Source organism: Methylophilus sp. Leaf414 (assembly GCF_001425425.1).
In the GTDB taxonomy this organism is placed as follows: Bacteria; Pseudomonadota; Gammaproteobacteria; order Burkholderiales; family Methylophilaceae; genus Methylophilus.
Genome location: NZ_LMQQ01000004.1, coordinates 45,417 through 66,011, shown reverse-complemented (window position 1 = coordinate 66,011; position 20,595 = coordinate 45,417). Strand labels below are relative to the sequence as shown.

The 20,595-nt window shown below is 50.7% G+C and carries 22 protein-coding genes; 5 read left to right on the top strand and 17 right to left on the bottom strand.

Features of this window, described 5'->3' with window-relative positions; all coding sequences use genetic code 11:
- Positions 1-20: 20 nt before the first annotated feature.
- From ASG24_RS09375 to ASG24_RS09295, 17 genes are all read right to left on the bottom strand, one after another.
- Positions 21-659 (bottom strand): response regulator transcription factor, encoded by a 639-nt coding sequence (locus tag ASG24_RS09375; RefSeq protein ID WP_055829898.1) that lies wholly within the window; start codon positions 657-659, stop codon positions 21-23.
- The gene (locus ASG24_RS09370) at positions 656-2,035 is read right to left on the bottom strand and encodes an ATP-binding protein (protein ID WP_055870630.1); all 1,380 of its coding nucleotides are present in this window, start codon (positions 2,033-2,035) and stop codon (positions 656-658) included. The genes ASG24_RS09375 and ASG24_RS09370 overlap by 4 nt, the downstream gene beginning before the upstream one ends.
- A 232-nt stretch (positions 2,036-2,267) precedes the next feature.
- Positions 2,268-3,230, bottom strand: coding sequence for a beta-propeller fold lactonase family protein (locus tag ASG24_RS09365; RefSeq protein WP_055870627.1), 963 nt, complete (start codon positions 3,228-3,230; stop codon positions 2,268-2,270).
- Positions 3,231-3,449: 219 nt separating this feature from the next.
- On the bottom strand, positions 3,450-4,403 hold the full coding sequence (locus ASG24_RS09360; protein WP_235562379.1) for a YncE family protein: 954 nt from the start codon (positions 4,401-4,403) through the stop codon (positions 3,450-3,452).
- Between the two features lie 124 nt (positions 4,404-4,527).
- Complete coding sequence (locus tag ASG24_RS09355) at positions 4,528-4,926, bottom strand: thioredoxin family protein (RefSeq protein WP_235562378.1); 399 nt, start codon at positions 4,924-4,926, stop codon at positions 4,528-4,530.
- Positions 4,865-5,296, bottom strand: coding sequence for a hypothetical protein (locus tag ASG24_RS09350; protein WP_055870618.1), 432 nt, complete (start codon positions 5,294-5,296; stop codon positions 4,865-4,867). The genes ASG24_RS09355 and ASG24_RS09350 overlap by 62 nt, the downstream gene beginning before the upstream one ends.
- Positions 5,297-5,305: 9 nt before the next feature.
- The gene (locus ASG24_RS09345; protein WP_055870615.1) at positions 5,306-5,899 is read right to left on the bottom strand and encodes an SRPBCC family protein; all 594 of its coding nucleotides are present in this window, start codon (positions 5,897-5,899) and stop codon (positions 5,306-5,308) included.
- Positions 5,900-5,920: 21 nt separating this feature from the next.
- The gene (locus ASG24_RS09340; RefSeq protein ID WP_055870612.1) at positions 5,921-7,012 is read right to left on the bottom strand and encodes a vWA domain-containing protein; all 1,092 of its coding nucleotides are present in this window, start codon (positions 7,010-7,012) and stop codon (positions 5,921-5,923) included.
- A complete protein-coding gene (locus tag ASG24_RS09335) occupies positions 7,013-7,615 on the bottom strand; it encodes a hypothetical protein (RefSeq protein ID WP_055870609.1) in 603 nt (200 codons plus the stop codon).
- On the bottom strand, positions 7,612-8,643 hold the full coding sequence (locus ASG24_RS09330; RefSeq protein WP_055870605.1) for a VWA domain-containing protein: 1,032 nt from the start codon (positions 8,641-8,643) through the stop codon (positions 7,612-7,614). The genes ASG24_RS09335 and ASG24_RS09330 overlap by 4 nt, the downstream gene beginning before the upstream one ends.
- A gap of 2 nt (positions 8,644-8,645) precedes the next feature.
- On the bottom strand, positions 8,646-9,560 hold the full coding sequence (locus ASG24_RS09325) for a hypothetical protein (RefSeq protein WP_055870602.1): 915 nt from the start codon (positions 9,558-9,560) through the stop codon (positions 8,646-8,648).
- Entirely contained in the window at positions 9,557-10,498 is a 942-nt protein-coding gene (locus tag ASG24_RS09320; protein ID WP_235562377.1) for a DUF58 domain-containing protein, read from the bottom strand. The genes ASG24_RS09325 and ASG24_RS09320 overlap by 4 nt, the downstream gene beginning before the upstream one ends.
- Positions 10,499-10,531: 33 nt before the next feature.
- The gene (locus tag ASG24_RS09315; protein ID WP_055870599.1) at positions 10,532-11,551 is read right to left on the bottom strand and encodes a MoxR family ATPase; all 1,020 of its coding nucleotides are present in this window, start codon (positions 11,549-11,551) and stop codon (positions 10,532-10,534) included.
- 283 nt (positions 11,552-11,834) lie between these two features.
- Positions 11,835-12,110 (bottom strand): methanol dehydrogenase [cytochrome c] subunit, encoded by a 276-nt coding sequence (locus ASG24_RS09310; RefSeq protein ID WP_055870596.1) that lies wholly within the window; start codon positions 12,108-12,110, stop codon positions 11,835-11,837.
- A gap of 83 nt (positions 12,111-12,193) precedes the next feature.
- Entirely contained in the window at positions 12,194-12,802 is a 609-nt protein-coding gene (moxG, locus tag ASG24_RS09305; RefSeq protein ID WP_229006867.1) for a cytochrome c(L), periplasmic, read from the bottom strand.
- 20 nt (positions 12,803-12,822) lie between these two features.
- On the bottom strand, positions 12,823-13,665 hold the full coding sequence (gene moxJ, locus ASG24_RS09300; protein ID WP_055829924.1) for a methanol oxidation system protein MoxJ: 843 nt from the start codon (positions 13,663-13,665) through the stop codon (positions 12,823-12,825).
- A gap of 94 nt (positions 13,666-13,759) precedes the next feature.
- Positions 13,760-15,556: a methanol/ethanol family PQQ-dependent dehydrogenase gene (locus tag ASG24_RS09295; RefSeq protein ID WP_055829926.1), complete on the bottom strand. Its 1,797-nt coding sequence runs from the start codon at positions 15,554-15,556 to the stop codon at positions 13,760-13,762.
- Positions 15,557-15,822: 266 nt separating this feature from the next.
- Between ASG24_RS09295 and ASG24_RS09290 the strand changes: the two genes are divergently transcribed.
- From ASG24_RS09290 to ASG24_RS09270, 5 genes are read left to right on the top strand one after another with little or no spacing between them, the layout of a single operon-like run.
- Positions 15,823-17,262, top strand: coding sequence for a sensor histidine kinase (locus tag ASG24_RS09290; RefSeq protein WP_082488066.1), 1,440 nt, complete (start codon positions 15,823-15,825; stop codon positions 17,260-17,262).
- Complete coding sequence (locus ASG24_RS09285) at positions 17,249-17,602, top strand: hypothetical protein (protein WP_055829929.1); 354 nt, start codon at positions 17,249-17,251, stop codon at positions 17,600-17,602. The genes ASG24_RS09290 and ASG24_RS09285 overlap by 14 nt, the downstream gene beginning before the upstream one ends.
- A 6-nt stretch (positions 17,603-17,608) precedes the next feature.
- Positions 17,609-18,241 carry a response regulator transcription factor gene (locus ASG24_RS09280; RefSeq protein ID WP_055829931.1) on the top strand — a complete coding sequence of 211 codons (633 nt, stop codon included), beginning with the start codon at positions 17,609-17,611 and terminating at the stop codon, positions 18,239-18,241.
- Between the two features lie 22 nt (positions 18,242-18,263).
- On the top strand, positions 18,264-19,010 hold the full coding sequence (locus ASG24_RS09275; RefSeq protein ID WP_055870594.1) for an ABC transporter permease: 747 nt from the start codon (positions 18,264-18,266) through the stop codon (positions 19,008-19,010).
- Positions 19,003-20,433, top strand: a complete 1,431-nt coding sequence (locus ASG24_RS09270; RefSeq protein ID WP_235562376.1) for a DUF4350 domain-containing protein — start codon at positions 19,003-19,005, stop codon at positions 20,431-20,433. Before ASG24_RS09275 ends, ASG24_RS09270 begins: the two co-directional genes overlap by 8 nt.
- Positions 20,434-20,595: the final 162 nt, after the last annotated feature.

Genomic DNA, 20,595 nt, shown 5'->3' with positions numbered 1-20,595 from the left:
GTCTGTGCAAAGTTGGCAAGTTACTCTGTATCAATCAGACCATGCTTCATCGCCAGCCTGACCATTTCCACCGGGCTGTTCACCGACAACTTTTGCTTGATTAATGTGTAGTAATTGGCGACCGTCTTTTGGCTGATTTTGAGCATATCTGCAACATCTTCAACCCGCTTGCCTTCGGCTAACAGGCGGAATACTTCAAACTCGCGCGAAGTCAGTTGTTGCAAGGGATTACTTTCCCCTATCAAGGTTTGCAGCGCAACTTTTTGCGCGACATCCTGGCTGAGGAAAGTTTTACCTTTGGAGACATCCAGCACTGCTTGCAATAAGTCATTGGCAGCACCGGTTTTAGTCACATAGCCTTTCACGCCTGTTTTCAATGCCTGTGCCGCAAACGAAACCGCTTCATGCATGGAGAAAATCACAATTTTGGCTTGCGGGTAACGTTGCAAAATACGTTTGGCGGCTTCCAGACCTCCCATGCCGGGCATGGAAATATCCATCAACACCACATCTGGCGCTACCTCGCCATAGATTTGATAGGCCATTTCACCGGTATCCGCTTCGGCCACAATCTCAATCGACTTATGGCTTTCCAACAGCCGCCGCAAGCCTGAGCGCACCACAGTATGATCATCCACTAAAACAACTCTCACTGTCATGACGCTATATCCTGGAATTTATCTGTTTTATGAAAACGCACTTCTATGCGCGTACCCTGGCCAGGCGTGCTGGTAATGTTCATGGTGCCCATTAATCCTTCCACTCTTTCCTGCATCCCTGCCAAACCATATCCGCGACTAGGCACAGCGGTATCAAACCCACGGCCATCATCTTCTACCAATAAATAAAGACCTTGGTCAGTATCAGTCACTTCAATAGTGACACGGCTGGCCGCAGCATGTTTGCTGATATTGGTCAGGCACTCCTGCACAATGCGGTATACCGTCACCGCTACCGATTCATCCGGCTGCATCAGGTGATTGGAAATATCATTCACCACCATGATGTTGCGGTTACGGTCATGCCAGTGGTGAATCAACTCTGCCAGTGCCAGGCTTAATCCCAGCTCATCCAGAACGCGTGGCCGCAAACGGGCCAGCAAATCCTGGATGGTGAACATCATCTGCCGCGTGATCTGCGCAATGGCGGTGGCACTTTCACGCGCAACCGTCAGTTTCTTGGCCGCCACCATCGCGCTGGCATCAATGTGGACCGCGGTCAGGTACTGGCCGATTTCATCATGCAGGTCACGCGCCAGCTTTTTACGTTCTTCTTCCTGCAAATGAATAATCTGCTGGGTCAACCGGTGATTATTGCGGATACTCTGCTCCAGCGTACTCGCCATCTTGTTGAATTTGTCGCTGATCTCGCGTAATTCAATCTGCTCAAAACTGGGCAAGCGGCTTTGATATTCACCATGTTCGATCTGGTTTAAACCATGAATAATCTGCTTCACTGGCTTAAATGTGGTGCGCACCGCCAGATAAACAAAAAACAGCACACTCAAACCAAAAAATCCGACGATCGCCAGCAGGCCGGAAGTATCTTCCCAAATTTCCCGCAGCTCAAAACTGGGATCCGGGGTGATGACCAGCTCACCAATAAAGCGGCCATTCAAAATAATATTTTTGCGCTTGGGCTCATTCAGCACACTGGAGATATCCAGCAACTTCACAAACCAGGCTGGTGGGTCTTCGCCATCATGCTCAAGCCGCGTGGTGCGGTTAGACTCACGCAAATGACCGGTAGGGTCAAGAAAATCCACTTTCAAATGCCGGATATTCATTAACTCTTCCAGCTTGAAAATATTGATTTCGCCTTTTTCACTGCGGTCAAGCCAGCCAAAATCGGTCATGTAATGTGCAATTTGCGCGTCCAGCAAATGAATCACCAGGTTGGTCGTTGACTCGACTTCTGCCAGGACATCTTCCCGCGCATTTTTAATCACGGAAATCGCCCAGGTGAACAGCAACCCAAGCAATAACAAGGTAATAGTCAGGTTGAGTTTGAACTGTAAACTGAAGGATTTCATCATGCTCAGCGGATTGTAAAGTTTATTGCCCAAAATCTATCGGGAGTTTTTCCCAATTCATACGCAGGCATGAACAGAAAACCACCCTATTATAGGATGGTAGGGCATGAACTTGAAGTACGCTTAAGGATTAACCAGCTGGGCTAGCAGCTGGTACTGGATGGGTCAGTTTACCCATCACACCCTCAAAAAGCGCTTACACGATGTTGGCACAAGTGCCCGGAATGTGCAGGGGTTAATGAATCACCACGCCCCACGGTAAATTACCTACGGCGATTTCTTTTAATCTGGTATTGGTTTGAGTATCGATCACCGACACATTATTGCTACGCCCATTGGCAACATACAGTTTTTTGCCGTCTGGCGTCAGTGCCATATTCCACGGCCTTTGCCCGACATCAATGGTCGCAATCACTTGCCGTGTAGTGCTATCGATCACACTCACGTTATGGTCACCGCCATTGCTGACATAGATACGACTGCCATCGGCATTGACCTTGACCCCGTTAGAACGCAGGCCTACCTTGATATTGCTCTGCACTTTCCAGTCAGAGGTCGACACGATTTCCAGCAGGCTGGCAGCTTCGTTTGCGACATAAGCCCACTGGCCATCCGGGCTAAAACCAACCCCTCGTGGATGTTTGGTCGCGGCAATCAAATGCTCGGATTTCAGTGATTTTAAATTAATCACATCGACATTATTACTCTCTTCATTGCTCGCCAGCAGCCATTGCTGGTCGGGTGAAAATACACAGTGTTCAGGATTCTTGCCTTGGGTAGCGATGGTGTGTTTGACCTTGTTGGTGTTTAAATCCACCAGCGCCACCGCATTTTCTTCTTCCAGGCAGGCGGCCAGCAATTTTCCATCCGGTGAAATATCTATGCCTTCCGGTTCGTCACCCACTTTAATCAAGGCGGTTTGTTTACCTTTTGCAATATCCACCACGGCGACTGCGTTTTTATCCCGCACAACGACATACAGTTTTTGGTTAGTTGGGTGAATCGCGGCTGCCTGGACTTTTTTGCCCAGCCTGCCTTTAGAAGGAAACTGTTTGATGACTTCATCGGTAGTGGTGTCAATGACGGACACCGTGCCATCTTTTTCATTAGGCACATAGGCGAACGGCTGCGCAAAAATGGAGTAAGAGAGGCTGATGAAAGTGGCCGCGATGAGAGATTGTTGCAGTATTTTTTGCATAGAGTGCCTTTTAAAAAAATTGGCCGATTGCTGCAACAACCGGCCTGTACATGGAGATATACTTTATGCAAATCAATTAAATTGAAGAATTTAAATTGATAGTGCATGTTATGCGTTCAGGTTTTTCATCAATAGCGGGATGCTTCCTGATTTCACTGGGAAAACTTCCCGACAACTACTTGTTATGCAGTCTTTCAAGCGATTAAATTCAGTCGGTTTTTAACGTAAACTACCTGTAAACTGGCCGAATGCGCGCGGTTGCGAGCCGACTTTAATCTCTTTTTTGAGTGTCAGGCTTTGGCTATCAATCACTGCTATCACGTTGTCCATCCAGCTGGCGACCAATACCTGTTCATGCTCGGCATCGTAAGCAATGCCTTCAGGCGTACCCGGTACGCGAATTTTGCGGATGAGCTTTTGACTGGCAAGGTCAAACACACTCACGCTGTCCTCCCCGGTATTGGTCACAAACAAGCGTCCGCTACGATCTGTTGTCACACAATAAGGGTGATTACCGGTCGCCAGCGTATTCACTACTTGGTTGCTGCGCGTATCAATCACATAAATGCTGTTGGAATAGACATTGACGACCAATAATTGCTGAGCATCCTGGCTCAAACCCAGGCCGAACGGATGCTGGCCGACCTTGATTCGATGCATTTGTTTATTGGTATGCGTATCCACGACACTGACGTCATTGCTATCCCGGTTAGCGACATACAACATTGCACCATCGCTGCTCAACTGCAAGCCACCAGGTGCTTTGCCCACCTCAATTTCAGCCAGCGTTTTGCCGGAATCTGCGGCAATCACCAGCACATTCGCGTGATACCAGTCAGCCACATATAAACGGTCACCTGTTTTATTGAGCGTGATACCTACCGGCGAAATCGATAAAGGAATCGTGTTTATCACCTGCTGGCTCAGCATATCAATCACCGAGAGCGAGCGCCCTTCTACATTACTCACATACACTTTGTGCTGTTGCTGATCTATGGTGACGCCAACTGGAGCTTTGCCCACAGCCAGCGTTTTAATCACTTGCTGTTGCTCGATATCAATCACCGAAACCGTATGTTCACCTTGATTGGTAATGTAGGCATAATTAGCCGCCAGCCCGCAAAGTGGCAGGCTAAAGCCAGCTAAACAGAGTAAGGCTTTAAGGAACTGCAAAATGCTGAGTGTGCGTGACGATGCATGTGTGCACTGTAGTTTTTTTCAACAGAGAAGGATTGAGCCTTGCTCCCGCGTGCTGCCGGGAATTTTTCACCGCCAGTTCGGGAGAGGTCAAAAAGCATCAGTGTTCTGGCGACGAACGCTGATTAAAATGTGCCGTGATCGTGGTCATATCCAGCGTTTGCCACATCTGCACATGATGGTTCAGTTCGTGTGCATGCATGGCGCCGTTGACCATATCAATGACTACCCGCTCCCGGATCGCCATCAGGGCCGGCACTTGTGTGACGCGAAAATTGGCAGCCAGGTCTGCTGCGAGGTCAATATCCGCCGTCGCAAACACGGCGTGCGGATACTGGGCGGCGACTTCGGCAAACACGGATGCAAAGGGCTGGCACGGATCACACCATTTTGCGGTAAACAGCACTATCAGGAAATCATGCGTGGTCACGCGCTGGTTAAACTGTGCCTGGCTTTCTATCGTCACTGGCGTGGTGACCATGTTTGTTTGGGCGCTCATTATCATCCTTTTGCGGTGGTAGGCTGCCCGCAGGCAGATGTTTAATGGTACTGATAGTCCAGTGCTGTGGCCCGGCAACGCTGTGCGAACATCCAAGTTCATGTGCGGGCTCTGCCGCGGTCAACATATGTTTGGTGTGGTCTGCGGTTTGCACTTGCATGAACCAGCGGTCTACCCAGACCTCAACCGCGCCTTCTTGTGCAACTTCAGTCAATTGTAATGTCACCAGCATGCCGCCATGCGCCAGGCAGAGGGAGTCATCTGTTTCAACCAGCGTGACCAATTCCGTTTCCGGGACGGCAGCATGTGCTGGCATGCTGCCACAGAGGCCGATGAAACATAAAGCCAACAGGCGAGCGTGCATGTGCATAGCGATCACTTAAGCGCAGACTGACATACCCAGGCTTTTGAACAACGGGCGCATGGTCACACAAATTTTATTGCGCCAGCCAGTTTGATTAGCTGCCGTATTCTTGCGACCATCCTTCAGGCCTTGCAAGCCGTCTTTGACAAAGGTATCCACCGCATTTTTTGCAGATTCATCATCCTGCCCTGCCGGCGGTTCATTCCCGGTGAAGGCGCGGTAATAACGTGCGGTCCATACCACCTTGGCATTGGCACCCTCTGCACTTACTTTTATTTTGCCATTGAGTGAACTGACAGGCAGTGCTTCCAGGTCGATATCGCCAGACAAGCGGTAAGACACCGTCATATCGCCTGCGGACACTTCATCAATCTCTTGCAGCAACTGCTTGCCATTCTTAAGTGTTATTTTTTGCTGCCTATCATTCACGGCTTCGCAGGCTGTCACTTGCGGGTGCCATTGCGCCAGGCCGCAGGGGGCGCTGATACGTTTCCATACGGCGTCTGCCGATGTATTCACCTGAATGGACTCATCAGTTTTCTGTGGTGTCGGGCCATGCGCCCACACATTTGCACTCATTAATCCAATCAGTAATAAAGACCATTTCATTGTTGCTCCTTGTAGAAAAAACTAAACATGTTGTTTACTTGAAATCTTTAGCGTCCGCATTGCTTGCGTGGTGCCAGGCCAGCGTCGCGCCATCCACTTGAACCATGTGCTTCCGGCAAACGTCAGTAACAGGTACAGCAATCCGCACACAATCGCTGGCGCAGCCAGCCACGGCCTGAGATCGGTATCTGCCCAGCGCCAGGCCGTCATGCCCAATCCGGTGGCCCAGCGGCTGCTTTGCGCAGCCTGCTCTAAACGGACATAATGCAGGCCAGTGGCATTTGCTAGGCGGTTAAGGTTCTGCTCATCCAACGCGGACAGGTGGGCATTACTAAGTAACTCCGCACCGGGGCCTTGACCCGAATTGCGGTCATGCTGACCGTGTTCCATCGCCAAGACTGACAAGGTCTCGGCCATGCCGAAATTACCAAAGCGCTGTACTTCTTCCTGCTCCCAGTAACCGGCGACTGCATTCTTTTCATCCAGTTTGGGAATTTTGCTGGGCGTGGTTTTACCCATGCCCACCAGGTAGCCTTCCACATCCCTCAGCTTGCCTGCATAGGTCGGCATATATTTAGGATTAGCAGGTGGCGCTTGCTGGCCATCGGTAAAAAACATTACCCTCACCTGTTTGCCTAGCTGCGGCGCCTGTTCCAGCGCGTTATACAAGCCATGTGCGATAAACGAATCTGCTGCCCAGGCCATGCGCCAGTCCATGCTGGCAACTGTTTGATCCAGCGCTGCGAAATGCGCACAGACTTCCACCGGTTCCACCACATTCACCACATTGCGTTCTGTAAACATACCCAGGGCGACCTGCGAACCACATGGCAATGCCGATAAGGTTTTGCGTATGCTTTGCTTGGCCATCTGCAAGCGGCTGATGCTTTTGCCAGCCACCTGGTAATCAGGCACATTCATGCTTTGCGTGATATCCACAACGAAATACCAGTCGTACACACGGTTAGGTAATTCAGCATGCGGTTTGAACAAAGCAATGGTCAGCAGGCAAAATGCAGTGATCAGGGAGAGTTTGCGCCAAACATTCAGCCGGGAATCTGCGCCAACCAGCATCCTCAACCGCCTGGCCCAGGCATTAAACCGGAATTGCATTTAAGGCATACCTCTCGGATTGCCGGGCATCGCGGGCCAGCCGCTGGGCTCATCCTCTGCTTTTAATTGCTCATCTTCATATTGCTGCGGGCCAGACATGCCATGGGTAGTCGGTGCCAGCCTTAATGCCAGGTGATAGTTATATTTCGCCTCTGACCAACCGGGATCTATACGCAAGGCTTTCTGGTAACTTTCTTTGGCGAGCGCGACCAACGGCCCTGCTTCATCCCACGCAGGCAAACCACGCTCTTCCAGCAAACGCACAGCCGTTCGCATGTAGATATTCCCCGAATTGAAATACGCCTGTTTCCGGAGCGGGTCATTTTCAGCCACTTTAGCGACAAGCGCGGCATACTGCGAAAGCGCCTGTTCAGTTTTTTGCTGATGATCATAAAACACGGCATTGGCAAATAATGCTTGTGGCGTCTGGTTGGTATCCATCAAGTTTCTTTCTACCAGCACGTGCGGTTGCAAGCTATCGCGATACACCTGCGCCTGGTAGATTTCAATCAGTTGCCTGAACAGCATGATGACTGCAATCAGCAACAGTAATCCCGCCCAGGGCAAGCCGCGTCGCAAACCGTTTTGCCAGTGAATATTCATGTTTGCCACCGCTTTAACTCCAGTCCGGTCAACCCTAGCAATACTGCTGTTACCAGCCACGCCATGGCGTAGGCATACTGGCTTAAGTCTTGTCGCGAGACCGGCTCCAGGTATCGGGTAGGTTTATTTTTTAACTTGGAAATATCATTCACCGCCGCCAGTACCGCTTCCGGGTTTTCGGCTTCATACATGTGATACGGCACATTTAAAGTCTGGAAATATTCATGCAAAGCGTATTCGGGATAGGCATCAATATTTTCATCTTCGCCCAGGCTTTGCTTGAGGCTGACTCCGTTTTCAGAACGCAGGTAGATCCAGTAGAGGGAAGCTTGTTGCCGCATGACCATGGCCCGTAACATATCCTGCGTTTTACCATCCAGGTGCGCGCCGCCATCCGACACCAGTACAATCGCGCGCGCACCGGTCACCGGCTGATCGGCAAAGTAATCCAGCGCCATTCCCAGGCCACGCGCGACGGCAGTAAACCCCATGCCACCGGCTTCTGTTGCATCCAGCGCCGCCTGCACAAACGCCCTGTCCGTGCCCAGAGGCGCGGCCAGAATCGGTGAAGTACTGAATGTCACCATGCCCATCAAATCATCGTGGCCCTGCTGAACCAGCGTTTTCAATACATTGCGGGCGACCTGCATTTTGGGCAGGCGCGCCTGCACATCGCCTTTTTTCACGAATGGTTCATTCATGCTGGCACTGCGGTCCAGCACAATCATGACGTGGGCACCGCGGCCTACTTTCTCTATCATTTGTGATTTGAGATATGGACCCGTAAGTGCCATGCTCAATGCCAGGATGAACAGGCTGGCAGCCACTTTCCAGGAACGCTCCAGCCAGACGGACAAAGGGTCGGCAGGTAACCCTTGCAAAGCCGGATGAGAGAAACTCAGTTTGCCCTGTAATACCCAGGGCAACACTGCCAGCGGCAGCAAAATGAGTGGCCAGAGCTGCATCAAGCCCCAATGCTCTCCAAAACCGGAAGCGAGTATCGCTGTTTGCAAGCCTTCATCCCACATATTCAGGAAAGCTCCAACTGGCTCAGCTGCTTAGCCAACTGCTTTAGATCAGCCAACGATGCCGATACCGGCTTGCCTGCGAAAAAAGCTTGCTGTATCTCTTGGTAAAATGCCTGCAACTGGGTTTGATAAGCCGTGAGCACAGTATGCGTAGAAGTCACCCTGGTTAAATTTTCAGCGGTCACCGCGACGCCGGCAAACTGGTCCATGGCGCGGCTGATCAGCTGCATGGCTTGTTTTGCGGCTTCCTGTGGATTGCCTTTTAATTTGCGAATCTCGCGCCATGCTTGTCGGAAAGGCATGTTTTTTTCTTGTGGCAACTGGATCCAGCCCATGACCCAGGCGATGTAGACCAGACTGAGCACTGCCAGGCTTAACCAGCCAGCCAGTATCCATAATTGTTTGACTAGCGACCATTCAGGTAATGGCGAATCCGGATAAAGCTGGACGTGCGCCTGATCAATACGCGCGGGCAAAAGACTGGAAACAATGACTTTATCTGCCGGCACATCAATGGTCAGGCGTTGCTGTTCTTTCTTGAATTCAAGATGCAATTTTTTTAAAGGCATGATTCTGACTGAATCACCAGCCACGAATATCTGCCAGTCTATGTCCAGGTGTATCACACGCTCGGTTTTTGAGTCAGTGGTCGTCCAGTGTGCGCTCCTTAACTCAATAGCCTCGTTCTGGGCGGGCGCTGGCAAACTGGCGGGGTCGAGTTCAAATCCTGGCGGCACATGCAGCGTGATATGTTGCCTGGCGATGCTGCCCAGGGTGTAATCTGCTTCACGCGTGCTGCTTTCGGCCTTTAACTGGAAGCTACTTTCCACAGCATGTGCATTGCTGAATAAACACAGGCATAACAACAGACCGCCAATCAATGGCTGCACGGTTTTGCAATCAATCCATACCCTCATGCCATGGTCTCCATCAGGTGGCGGCTAACCTCTTCGGCCTGCCACTGTGGCACAAGCCATAACGGCGAGCGCGTGCCAGCTTTCATGAATTGTGAATTGAGCATATGTTTCTGTTGTATGAGGTGAGCACCGATTTGTTGATGCAAGCGCTTACGCAACATCCAGCTACGCTCTTCGCCGCTTTCCATATCCCGTAACCTCGCCCAGCCAAAAGCCGGCATTCCTTCCGTCGCAGACTGGTCGCGTAACACCACAGGAATCACATCATGTGCTTGAGCGGCTTTAAGTGTTTGCTGTAATAGCGCCGTATCCCAATAAAAATCAGAGATTAAAAACACCAGCGCCCGTTGCGGGCCTATCTCCTCAATTGCCGCAGGGATTGCTGAGGCATTGCGCCCGGACACGGCATGATTGCTTTGCCAGTATCGCGTGATTTTTTCTGCCACGACTTGTGCGGTGCCAGTTTGAAAAGTAGGCGGGATTTGCCACGACGATTGCACATCATCATTGGCGGCAGCCATGCCAAAAGCATCCCCTTGCCGATTGGCTGACCAAGCCAGTGCAGTCACGAATTCGGTGACCTGCTGACGCATATTGGCCTCCCCCTGAAACAACATCGAGCTGGACACATCGACAATGGCAAATACGCGAACGGCAGCGCGTTCCAGGTAAGTTCTGACCAGCCATTGCTGGGGCACACTGCGTACACTGGCGCGAATATCAATCCGCTTCGGGTCAGGACAGGCAAGCAGATTACCAAAACCGGCAAAGTCACTGCCATTGCCGTGATGGGAAGTCAGGTTGGCACCCGCGTGATAGGTACGTGAGCGCCAGTGAATATTGTAGAAAAACTGGCGTGGCTCAAACGCAGCATGTACGCGAGCAGGATGGCTTTGCATCGCTGAAAAATCTGCCGTGGAATGTGTGGAAATAGCCATAGGGAAAACTGCCAGTAAACAAGCCAGAGCCGATTAAGGCGCAGAGACTTTATCCAGCACCGCTTGCAGGAACAGTGGCGCAAGTCGCTCGTGTTGCAAGGCATAAGCGCCATTGAAAAACACACGGTGCTTGACCACTACAGTCCATACCGCGCGAATATCATCCGGAGTGAGGTAATCGCGACCTTCCAGCCAGGCACGTGTGCGTGCGCTACGCATCAGCATCGCCATACCGCGCGGGCTGGCACCACCAGCTAGTAATCGCGACATATCGACATCGGGCAATTGGATACCTGCTGCCAGAGGGTCTTTCAGTACACGCCATAATTCAACTGCATAGTTTTGCAATGGTATTTCTGCCCGTACCGACGCCTGCACAGCTTCAGCGACGAGGTTCAACTGGTCATAAGGCGTTAATCCTGAGGGTGAGCGACTGATGAGCGCATCGACATCGTAATAGCGGGTATCAAACATTAATGCTCGCTGCAGTTCCGGCTCATCCGGTGCTTGCACTGAAATCTCCATCAGGAAACGGTCACGCGCCGCTGCTGGGATTTCAAACGTTTCTTCACGCTCCAGCCGGTTACGGTCAGCAAACACAGTCAGGTGCGGGAAATGATACTCACGGTTAAATGCATTGACTGACCGCTCAGCCATTAACCGTAAAAACAAGGCATGCGCCTGTGGCCGGGCACGATTGATCTCGTTAAAGAAAAACACTGCCAGTGCCTCTTCATGCTGCAGTAACGGGCCCGGCTTAACCGCGGCCTGCCCCTGCTCATTGATGAACGCGTTGTAGAGAAAGTCGCTGGGCATCAGATCGATGGCCCCTTCGATACGCTGATAGCCACCTCCCAGCAGATGCGCAGCCGCCCGCAATAAAGTGGTTTTGCCTACACCGACATCGCCTTCCAGCAACACATGTCCACGCGAGAAAATGGCAATTGTCAGTGCACGGATTTGTGCCGGCATCCCGACAACCACTGCATTCAACGCCTGCTCAAAAGCCAGTGCGCGCTCACGCCAGGCTGGTAATTCAATTTTATTTTGCATACACACCAACTCTAATGAAACAGGCCACTGCCGACTGCATACAATCGACACCGGTTTGCCACATACCAATGAATGAAACTGGCAACAGGCATAACGCAAGTTGCCTGGGGAAACACTGAATAATTGGCTACACATGCAAATTGCAGCGTTGCTGCGGCACTAAAACCCTCATGTACTTGTATCTAAACTGCCATAAGTACACTCCGGCTTCTGCGTGCTGCGTTTTGCCCTTTGCACGTTCGCTCAACTATCCAGTACTTCCTTTTTGGGGGGAGACTTCAGATTACTTCACGTCAAACACGAAATTACCGCTGGATTTTGCATTTGCAAGTCGTTTTGCGTTACGTTCATCCATCGCTTTAATCGACTGCTCTTGCTTGTTGAGTTCAACCGGATCATGTTTCGGGTCATATTTCGAACCCGCAATTTTTTCCGGATAGCCAGGTTTGGCTTCCCAGCAGTTTCCTGGCTCTTTACAGTTTTGACCGTCATAAGCCAGAGCCTGATTGGACACTGCAAACACACTGGCAACTGCCAGTAATGCTAATACGTGTTTCATCACTTTCTCCTTCATCACAAATTAGCTGGTGTATTGTTTTCTATTAACGGATTGCCCACCAGCCTAACAATCCGATAATCGGATCAACCGTGTGGCGCTGCGCCACCGTTTTTGACGTTTTCTTCGGCCTGGTGGCGGATCCAGGCAATCACCAGCAGGATTTCATCTACCGTCATGCGACCTTGCTGCGGGCCCATCATGCCGGCAGCGCCACCATAAATAGTTTCAAAAATGCCCTTATCGGTTTCGTTTTTAGGATAAGTCCAGTAATCATCCGCCAGCGCCGGGCCCAGCTTGCCTTCGGCCAGATGACCATGGCAGCCGGAACAGGCGGTGGAGAAAATCGTATAGCCTTTTTTCACTGCTTCCGCATCGCCGCGGTAGGGGTTATCGCCGGTGGCCATAAAGTGTTTCGCTTCAGGCGTAAAGGTTTCCCCCTCCATTGGCGAAAGATCCAGCACATCGCCAGAAAGCGTGCCGCGAAACTCCTGTGCCGGTCCATCTTTCAACACCACTTTGGCAGCAGGTTTACTGGCAGCACTGTCTGCCTTGGCAGGTGATTCATCTTTGGCGCAAGCAACGGTAAGGAAAGCCGCCATCACCAGTCCCGATACACCAAACGTCATCGCCAGTTGTTGCTTCACGCGCCATGATTGAGAACTTTGCGACGGGGATTGTTGAGATTCTTTCAATTCAAACTCCAAAAACGTGATTAATTAATATTGAGTAACGGAATACCTTCATCCTTGAGGATGGCGGTAATTTCAGCGCCCTGGGTGTCAATGACACGGTTGAGGGTTTCTACCAGTTCAGGATGCTGTTTGCTGACGCCCATGGCGACGTTGTAATGCATGGGAATTTTTTCGCCATTGGTCTTTTTGGCAGTGTCTTCCACCATCACCATATTCAATGGCACTTCAGAGGCGCGCACGTAGCGTGCGGCTTCAGGCGCCCACAACATCGCCATATGCAGGTGCATATTTGAAACATCATTCACCAGCCGCGATGGCTCGACGTGCACGTAACGGTTACGCGTGGACTGGAAATTCTGGATTTCGGTGAAGTAATCAAACATATCGTCAAAACGGTTGATTTGCAGCAACATGTTTTTGCCAGGGCTATCCGGCATGACACCGATACGGAAATTCTTTTCCTTTAAATAGGGGTGGTCCCAGGAAGTGATATCGATCTCACGGTCTTTGCGGGTGATAAACACATACCCGGAGCTGTAATAAGGTTTAGTGGTCAATACACGTGGGTCACTCGGGTCGGTACCAATCAGTACATCGCATTTGCCCTCCTCCATGTCTTTCTGCAGCGTCAGCGGATTGGTCCACCAGAAATAATTCACCGGGACATTCAATGATTTGCCAATCACCGCCGCAATCTTGTTTTCAAAGCCTTGCTTCTGGTCATTGGAAAAAGGTAATTCGGATTTGCCGGCACAGATATTCAGTGCGCTGGCAGCATGTGCTGGGAATGCAAACACGCTTAGTGTGACTGATAGGCAAATGCTCAACCAGGTACGACGATTTTTTTCAACTTCAGGAAACATTTGCTCTCTTCTCCGTACTTAGAGAACAGGATGACCGGCCATCCTTGCGTCTGACGGCCATCCTGTACACTACATCAACAGGTTCACTGTCTGATTACAGACTGAACACCATCAGGCCACCGCCCATTTGTGTGTGGTTTTGCAGTTCTTTGAACGCACCAACCGCACCCAAACCGGCACTAGGGTCAGTCAGGTCAAATACCAGACCAACACCTGGCCAGCCGCCAACACCATACATGCTGCCAACGTACTGCTTGCCTTTGTAGGAGTAAGTCATAGGAGAACCGATACCACCGGATGGCATCTTGAAGTTCCACAGTTCTTTACCGTCTTTGTTATCCAACGCTTTCAGGTAACCGTCCAGCGTTGCGTACCAGACCAGGCCGCCTTTGGTGTACAAAGTACCGCCCCAGGCCGCGAATTTCTCCCACTTGGTCCATTTAGCTTTACCAGTGGTCAGGTCAAATGCGCGGATCTGGCCCATTTCTTTCTTGGTCGGGCCGTTAGGTCCTGGGTACATCGCCAGGGTTGCGCCCACGAAGAACTGACCTGCACGGTATGGCAGCATGAACGGCTCCCAATCCATACAAATGTGGTTCAGGCCTGCGTACAAGGTACGGCTTTCAGGATCGTAAGAATCAACACCCTGGTTGTGGAAGCCCATCGCTGATGGACAAATGTTGGTACCTTTGTGGTCCATACGGGTGGCAAACTCAGGATCACGGACTGGTGTACCGGTTTTCAGGTCGACTTTCTTGAACACGTTTACGGCCGGATCCACTTTTTCAGCAACGATCAGGCTGCCGTTCTCGCGGTTCAATGTGTATAGGATACCGTTACGGTCGATGTGGCTCAGCAGCGGAGTCACTTTGCCGTTGACCGGCTGGTCAGTCAGTACCATCTGGTTCACACCAGCAAAATCCCACTCGTCATGAGGTGTTTTCTGGTAGCCCCATTTAGCCATACCGGTGTCCAGGTCACGGCCCCAGATCGTCATGGTCCATTTGTTATCGCCAGGACGCATGGTTTCGTTCCATGGTGCGGGGTTGCCTGAACCGTAGTAGAACAGGTTCAATTTAGGATCATAGGCATACCAGCCCCAGTTTGTACCGCCACCAATTTTCCAGGCATCGCCTTCCCAGGTTTTTGTACCCAGGCCGAATTGACCGTAGTGTGGATTGTCTTTGTTGAAGTCTTTTGCCAGACGCACAGAGTCATCAGAACCGGTCGCAAATGCACGCCATTTCAACTCACCTGTTTTCAAATCAAAGGCATTCACAGCGCCACGAACACCCAGCTCAGCACCTGAACAACCGATCAGTACCGTATCTTTAGCGACGAATGGTGCCTGTGTCAGTGTGGAACCTACTTTTGGATCACATACTTCCACTTCCCAGTTGGTTTTACCGGTTTTAGCATCCAGCGCCAGCAAGCGGCCATTGGCCTGCTTCTTCACGATTTGACCAGCACCATATGCCAGGCCGCGGTCAACCACGTCACAGCACATCACTGCTTTGGTTGAAGCATCTTGCTTGGGTTTGTGCTGCCAGACGATTTTGCCCGGGTCGCTTAAATTCAATGCGTATGTATTGTTAGGAAACGCAGAGTGGATGTACATCATGTCACCAATGACCAATGGCGCACCTTCGTGACCATTCAGTACACCGGTGGAGAATGACCACGCCGCTTTTACGTTTTTAACGTTGGATTTGTTGATTTGCGCGAGTGGGCTGTTGTGCTGGCTATAATAGCCACCCGTTGCAATCGGCCATGCACCCGGGGTATTCACCACCTTGTCCAGGTCTGCATCTGCCATGGCCAGGCCGGAAAAGCTGGCGAACAAGCCTCCGACCAAAGCACCAATAATGGCGCCAGATGATTTTACTTTCATACTTTCTCCTAATCTCTCAAGAATGCGTTTTACGTGGTGTCACGGGCATCCCCCCGAATGCCGCAGTTCACGACCGAAATTGTTAATAATTTGTAACAAAGGCAATAGATGAAAGATTCCCTATGATGGCTTCAAGAATTCATTCGTGAAGACTGGCTATTAACGGGAATTTTTCACGGGGTGCTGGCGATGGATGTGGTCTATAGTTGCGCAAGTCGGGAGCAAGATGCTCTCAGCGCAGTTTTTAAGTCTTTGGTCCTTTAGTTATGCATTCTTATAACCGGTCTATCCCTGTGGTTGATGTCACTCATAAATTCGGCAAACAAAAAATCGCCACACCAAAATTGGGCAGGTTTACATTAGGCCGCCCAGGTCAGGACACGCTCATCGTCATCGCGGGCGTGATACTGACGTTCTTTCTCTCCTCAGAGTTTGATTTGGCCGAGCGCATCAATGCGTGGTTACTTACCTATGAATACGCTCAACTGGATGAAATCCCGTTGACTTTATTTGTATTTGTGCTGTTGAGTGTGTGGTTTGGTCAGCGGCGCATGCGCGAAATTAATGCAGAAATCCAGCGCCGCAAGCAAACCGAGTTGCAATTAAGTAACAGCCAGTTGCTGTATAAAACATTATTCGACGGTGATTTAACCGGCAATGTCGTGCTGGATTTAAATGGCAATATCGGCATGCATAATCGCGCGTTTGACCGTATCTGCCGTTTGCTCGACACAGACAGCAATGCCCGCCGCCTGTTTGCCTTTGATTGGGCAGAATTTGTCATCCAATTACAGCAGCATCAGGAAATCAATTTCAGCAAACTGCAGATCCAGCGTCCTGATGGCCTGCCCTGCTATGTCGGTGCGCGGTTTGTATATGTCCCGGCAGAGGGAAATACCAGCGAAAAAAATAGTGCTGCAATCCACGGTTACCTGGTCGATATGACTGAGCAATGCCTGGTAGAACTGGATCTGGAACGCACCCTGAATGAAAACCGTATCCTGGCGCGCCATGCCATGCAGGTACAGGAACAGGAACGCAAATACATCGCCAGTGAAATCCATGATGAAACCGGCCAGTATCTGACTGCGATACGCATGGATGCGCTGGCTCTGCAAAAAAGTACCCCGGCGCAAGCCAATGTGATTGCCGTCAGGATCGCTTCGAATACCCAGCATGTGCAGCAATCCATTCGCGTGCTGATCAAGCATCTGCGGCCACCGGCACTGGATTCACTTGGCTTGATCAGTGCAGTTGAGCGCCTGATTAATGACTGGAAAAAACTCAATACGCAGGTGGAATGCCATGTGCAACTGGACACCAGCGAGCATGTGTTGAGCGAAGATATTAATATTGTTGCCTTCCGTGTCGTGCAAGAGGCGCTGACCAATATCACGCGCCATGCACATGCCAGCGAAATATGGATAGACATCCAGGTAATCAAGCGGCAAGAAGTGCCTATGCTGCAGATCGAAATTCGTGACAACGGCAAAGGCATGGATACCACGCAATCTACCGAAGGCGTCGGCCTGGTTGGCATGCGCGAACGCATTGAGTCACAGCAAGGCAGCTTCAAACTGATGAGCGGTCTGGATGCCGGCACGCTGATCACCGGATTGATTCCGTTACAAGGGCAAAGACAACCACCGTTTAAACCCGCCACTTTACCGTCTGACTCAGGAGTAAATGAATATGCCACATCCTAAATGGTTAGCTTTGATTGCGCTGGCGTTGCCTTTGATGGTCTCTGCCAAAGAGTTAAAAACCGAAGAGCGCCCTTTTCTTGATGCCTACAGTGGCAGGTCACGCCAGTATGTAGAAGAAAATTTGGGCAAACCGGTCAAAAAAGAAACGGCTATCAAGCCGCACAATGCAGACCAGATTTTGCAGGAAAAAGGCCAGGCGATTTCAGGCAATGGGGAAAATGTCGAAATGTGGTATTACCGCGGCAAAATCCAGTACGCACCCAATAAGTACTTCAATACCGCCGAACTGACATTCGCCAATGACAAGTGCGTCAACATCACCTTTGCCAACAAGAAATAAGCGCGTATGGCAAAAGTAATGATTGCTGATGATCATGCCATGCTCAGACAAGGTCTGCGTACCTTGCTTGAGCAGGCTAATCACGACGTGACCACCGATGCGCTGAATGGCGAAGAAGCCTGCGTTCTGGTAGAAAAGCATCATCCCGAGCTATTAATTCTCGATCTGGATATGCCAGGCATAGGCGGGCTGGAGACACTCAAGCGCATCTTGCACCGCAAACCGCAAATGCGGGTGCTGGTGTTCAGCATGCATGATGATTGCATCTATGCGACCCGCGCTATCCAGGCCGGTGCACGCGGCTATGTGACTAAAACAGAGCCACCGGAAATCGTATTGGAAGCTGTGCAAAAAATACTGAAAGGCGGACGTTACATCAATAACGACCTGGCACAAAGCTTATCCATGTATCACCTGGAAAGCCCGGAAAATCCGATTCAAAGATTGTCGCCGCGCGAGTTTGAAGTGTTCAGGCGCATTGCACAGGGAGAAGCCCTGGCTGCCATCGCCAAGGGTATGCATATCGGTTACAAAACCGTGGCCAATATTCAAACCAATGTCCGGCAAAAACTCGGGGTGGAAACCACCGGCCAGGTGGTGCATATTGCGGTACGTTTCGGCATTATCAAAGGCCTGTAACGCCCTTTTCTGGATATCCCATATGATTCTGGTCATTGCCCGTAAAGAACTGCGCAGTCTATTCGCCACCCCGATGGGCTGGCTGGTGCTGGCTATTTTCCAGGCCATTGTCGGCACTTATTACAGCCTGAGTTTTAACCAGTATTTTGAAATCATGCAGAGCGCACAATGGCAGGTGCAACGGATAGGCATCACGCAATTCATGGCAGAAGGTGTATTTGGCGTGGCGGCGGTATTGATGCTATTTGTCGTACCGCTGGTGACCATGAAATTGATCAGCGAAGAGCGCAAAAACCAAACCATGGCTTTGCTGATGAGCTCGCCGTTATCAATGAGCGAGTTGATTCTGGGCAAGTTGCTGGGCATCGTCAGTTATCTGAGCCTGCTGATTGTGACGATGGTGCTGATGATTGCCATGATATTGCCATGGGCTGAAATAGATATCCCTTATCTGCTCACGCACGCGCTCGGGTTATGGCTGTTAGTGGTCGCCAGTAGTGCGCTTGGCTTGTATATCTCCTGCCTGACCGCCAACCCGATTCTGGCGGCATTTGGTAGCCTGTCGGCGCTCACCATCTGTCTGTTGCTGGACAAGTTTTTTGCGGATAATAACCAGGTGCTGTTTCACGACTTTTCACTGATGAAGCATTACCGCCAGTTTGCGCTAGGCATGTTGAATAGTTTCGACGTGTTATTTTTTGTGCTGTTCTCGACGTTTTTTGTGCTGCTATCTATCCGTCGTTTAGATGCTGATCGACTGTATGGCTAATTCATCCAGACTATCCAAAACCAGGCAATCCCTGACGCAGGCATGGCAGCATCGCCTTGTGGTGCCGGGACTACTACTGCTAACCCTGGCGCTGGGCATATTGGCCTGGCATTTTAATATCATTACCGATCACACCAACAATCGCCGCAACACGCTTTCCAAAGCAAGTATCGAAGTGTTGCAAGCATTGCCAGGAACGATAGAAATCAGCGCCTTTTGCAGCAATAGCCCTTACAAAGGCCGCTATTTCAGGAAATCGATTCTGGCGCTGGTACAACGCTACCAGCATGTTCACCATGATATGCATCTGCAGTTTATTGACCCTTCCATTTCGCCGAGATTGGCGCGCGAGCATCAGGTCAAAAAAGAAGGCGAAATGATCATCCGCTATCGCGGGCAACTAAAGCGCATGTACCTGCCATACACCGAAGAAGCTTTTACCAATGTGCTGTTGCAATTACAACATGGCGAGCGTGCGCCATTGTTGTTCTCCACCGGGTTTGGCGAAACGGCGTTGGATAATGAAGCGGCCAGTGGTGCCAGTCATCTGGCAGAGGCGATGCGTGCTGCCGGATTGCAGGTAATCAGCAACGCTGGTCTTGAACACTATTCAACATTAGAAACAAAGCTGGCAACAAAAAGTTTGTCTATAAAAAAACTGCCGACACTGGTGCTCGCTGGCGCGACACATCCCTACACACCGGTTCAGGTCAAAGCTATTCAATCCCATATCACTAAAGGCGGCAGCCTGATTTGGCTTGTAGATAATCCATCCACACAGGGACTGGCCTCTTTAGCAGAAAGCCTGGCACTTAATATCAGTGAAGGCATGGTGATAGACCCCGCCAACAGGCAGTTCGATATCCCCTTGCATGCCTTAAGTACGCAACGCTATTCCGGGCAAGGGCCAACACAGGAGTTTGCCCTGCGCACATTTTTTGACCAGGCACATGCCATCGTGCGCTATCGTCAGCCAGAAGACTCATGGCGTACCTTGCCACTGGTTGCGGCGGCAGAACGTGGCTGGACGAGCAAGACCTATCATCCTGAACAGCCCGAAAAGTTACCTGCTTTTAACTCGGAAACAGATAGCCAGGGCCCAGCAACCATTGCCCTGGCCCTGGAAAAAACGCGCCCCTCAGGCGAGCTGCAAAGAATTATGGTGATAGGCAGCGCGGGATTTTTTAGCAATGCGCAGCAGCAAAGAGGTGGCAATCTCGCATTTACCATGCAGAGTTTGCAATGGGTCGTAAATAATCAACCCAGCATCACCCTGCCTGTAGCACCGTTGCGCGATAGCATCATTTTGCTACCGTCCCAACAAACCTGGCTAATGATCCTGTTTAACGGTTTCCAGTTTGGCCTGCCGGCAGTGTTATTCCTGGCAGGCTGGCTCACCTGGCGCAGGAAGCATCAGCACTAGCTTTTGCTATGAATTACTGTGGCAACAAATATCTTGATGCATAGTAAAACTTCGGCAATATTTATACGGTCATTTTCACACTGGTAAAGCCAGTAACTCTGGTTTATAACTCTATTTGTTAAGCACCTATCTTAACCAAGCGCCTTCACAAAGAAAAAGCCC

Bases quoted from the DNA above. Each gene is read 5' to 3' on its own strand.
- ASG24_RS09375 (WP_055829898.1), bottom strand. From the start codon at position 659: ATGACAGTGAGAGTTGTTTTAGTGGATGATCATACTGTGGTGCGCTCA.
- ASG24_RS09370 (WP_055870630.1), bottom strand. From the start codon at position 2,035: ATGATGAAATCCTTCAGTTTACAGTTCAAACTCAACCTGACTATTACC.
- ASG24_RS09365 (WP_055870627.1), bottom strand. From the start codon at position 3,230: ATGCAAAAAATACTGCAACAATCTCTCATCGCGGCCACTTTCATCAGC.
- ASG24_RS09355 (WP_235562378.1), bottom strand. From the start codon at position 4,926: ATGAGCGCCCAAACAAACATGGTCACCACGCCAGTGACGATAGAAAGC.
- ASG24_RS09350 (WP_055870618.1), bottom strand. From the start codon at position 5,296: ATGCACATGCACGCTCGCCTGTTGGCTTTATGTTTCATCGGCCTCTGT.
- ASG24_RS09345 (WP_055870615.1), bottom strand. From the start codon at position 5,899: ATGAAATGGTCTTTATTACTGATTGGATTAATGAGTGCAAATGTGTGG.
- ASG24_RS09340 (WP_055870612.1), bottom strand. From the start codon at position 7,012: ATGCAATTCCGGTTTAATGCCTGGGCCAGGCGGTTGAGGATGCTGGTT.
- ASG24_RS09335 (WP_055870609.1), bottom strand. From the start codon at position 7,615: ATGAATATTCACTGGCAAAACGGTTTGCGACGCGGCTTGCCCTGGGCG.
- ASG24_RS09330 (WP_055870605.1), bottom strand. From the start codon at position 8,643: ATGTGGGATGAAGGCTTGCAAACAGCGATACTCGCTTCCGGTTTTGGA.
- ASG24_RS09325 (WP_055870602.1), bottom strand. From the start codon at position 9,560: ATGAGGGTATGGATTGATTGCAAAACCGTGCAGCCATTGATTGGCGGT.
- ASG24_RS09320 (WP_235562377.1), bottom strand. From the start codon at position 10,498: ATGGCTATTTCCACACATTCCACGGCAGATTTTTCAGCGATGCAAAGC.
- ASG24_RS09315 (WP_055870599.1), bottom strand. From the start codon at position 11,551: ATGCAAAATAAAATTGAATTACCAGCCTGGCGTGAGCGCGCACTGGCT.
- ASG24_RS09310 (WP_055870596.1), bottom strand. From the start codon at position 12,110: ATGAAACACGTATTAGCATTACTGGCAGTTGCCAGTGTGTTTGCAGTG.
- moxJ (WP_055829924.1), bottom strand. From the start codon at position 13,665: ATGTTTCCTGAAGTTGAAAAAAATCGTCGTACCTGGTTGAGCATTTGC.
- ASG24_RS09295 (WP_055829926.1), bottom strand. From the start codon at position 15,556: ATGAAAGTAAAATCATCTGGCGCCATTATTGGTGCTTTGGTCGGAGGC.
- ASG24_RS09290 (WP_082488066.1), top strand. From the start codon at position 15,823: ATGCATTCTTATAACCGGTCTATCCCTGTGGTTGATGTCACTCATAAA.
- ASG24_RS09285 (WP_055829929.1), top strand. From the start codon at position 17,249: ATGCCACATCCTAAATGGTTAGCTTTGATTGCGCTGGCGTTGCCTTTG.
- ASG24_RS09280 (WP_055829931.1), top strand. From the start codon at position 17,609: ATGGCAAAAGTAATGATTGCTGATGATCATGCCATGCTCAGACAAGGT.
- ASG24_RS09275 (WP_055870594.1), top strand. From the start codon at position 18,264: ATGATTCTGGTCATTGCCCGTAAAGAACTGCGCAGTCTATTCGCCACC.
- ASG24_RS09270 (WP_235562376.1), top strand. From the start codon at position 19,003: ATGGCTAATTCATCCAGACTATCCAAAACCAGGCAATCCCTGACGCAG.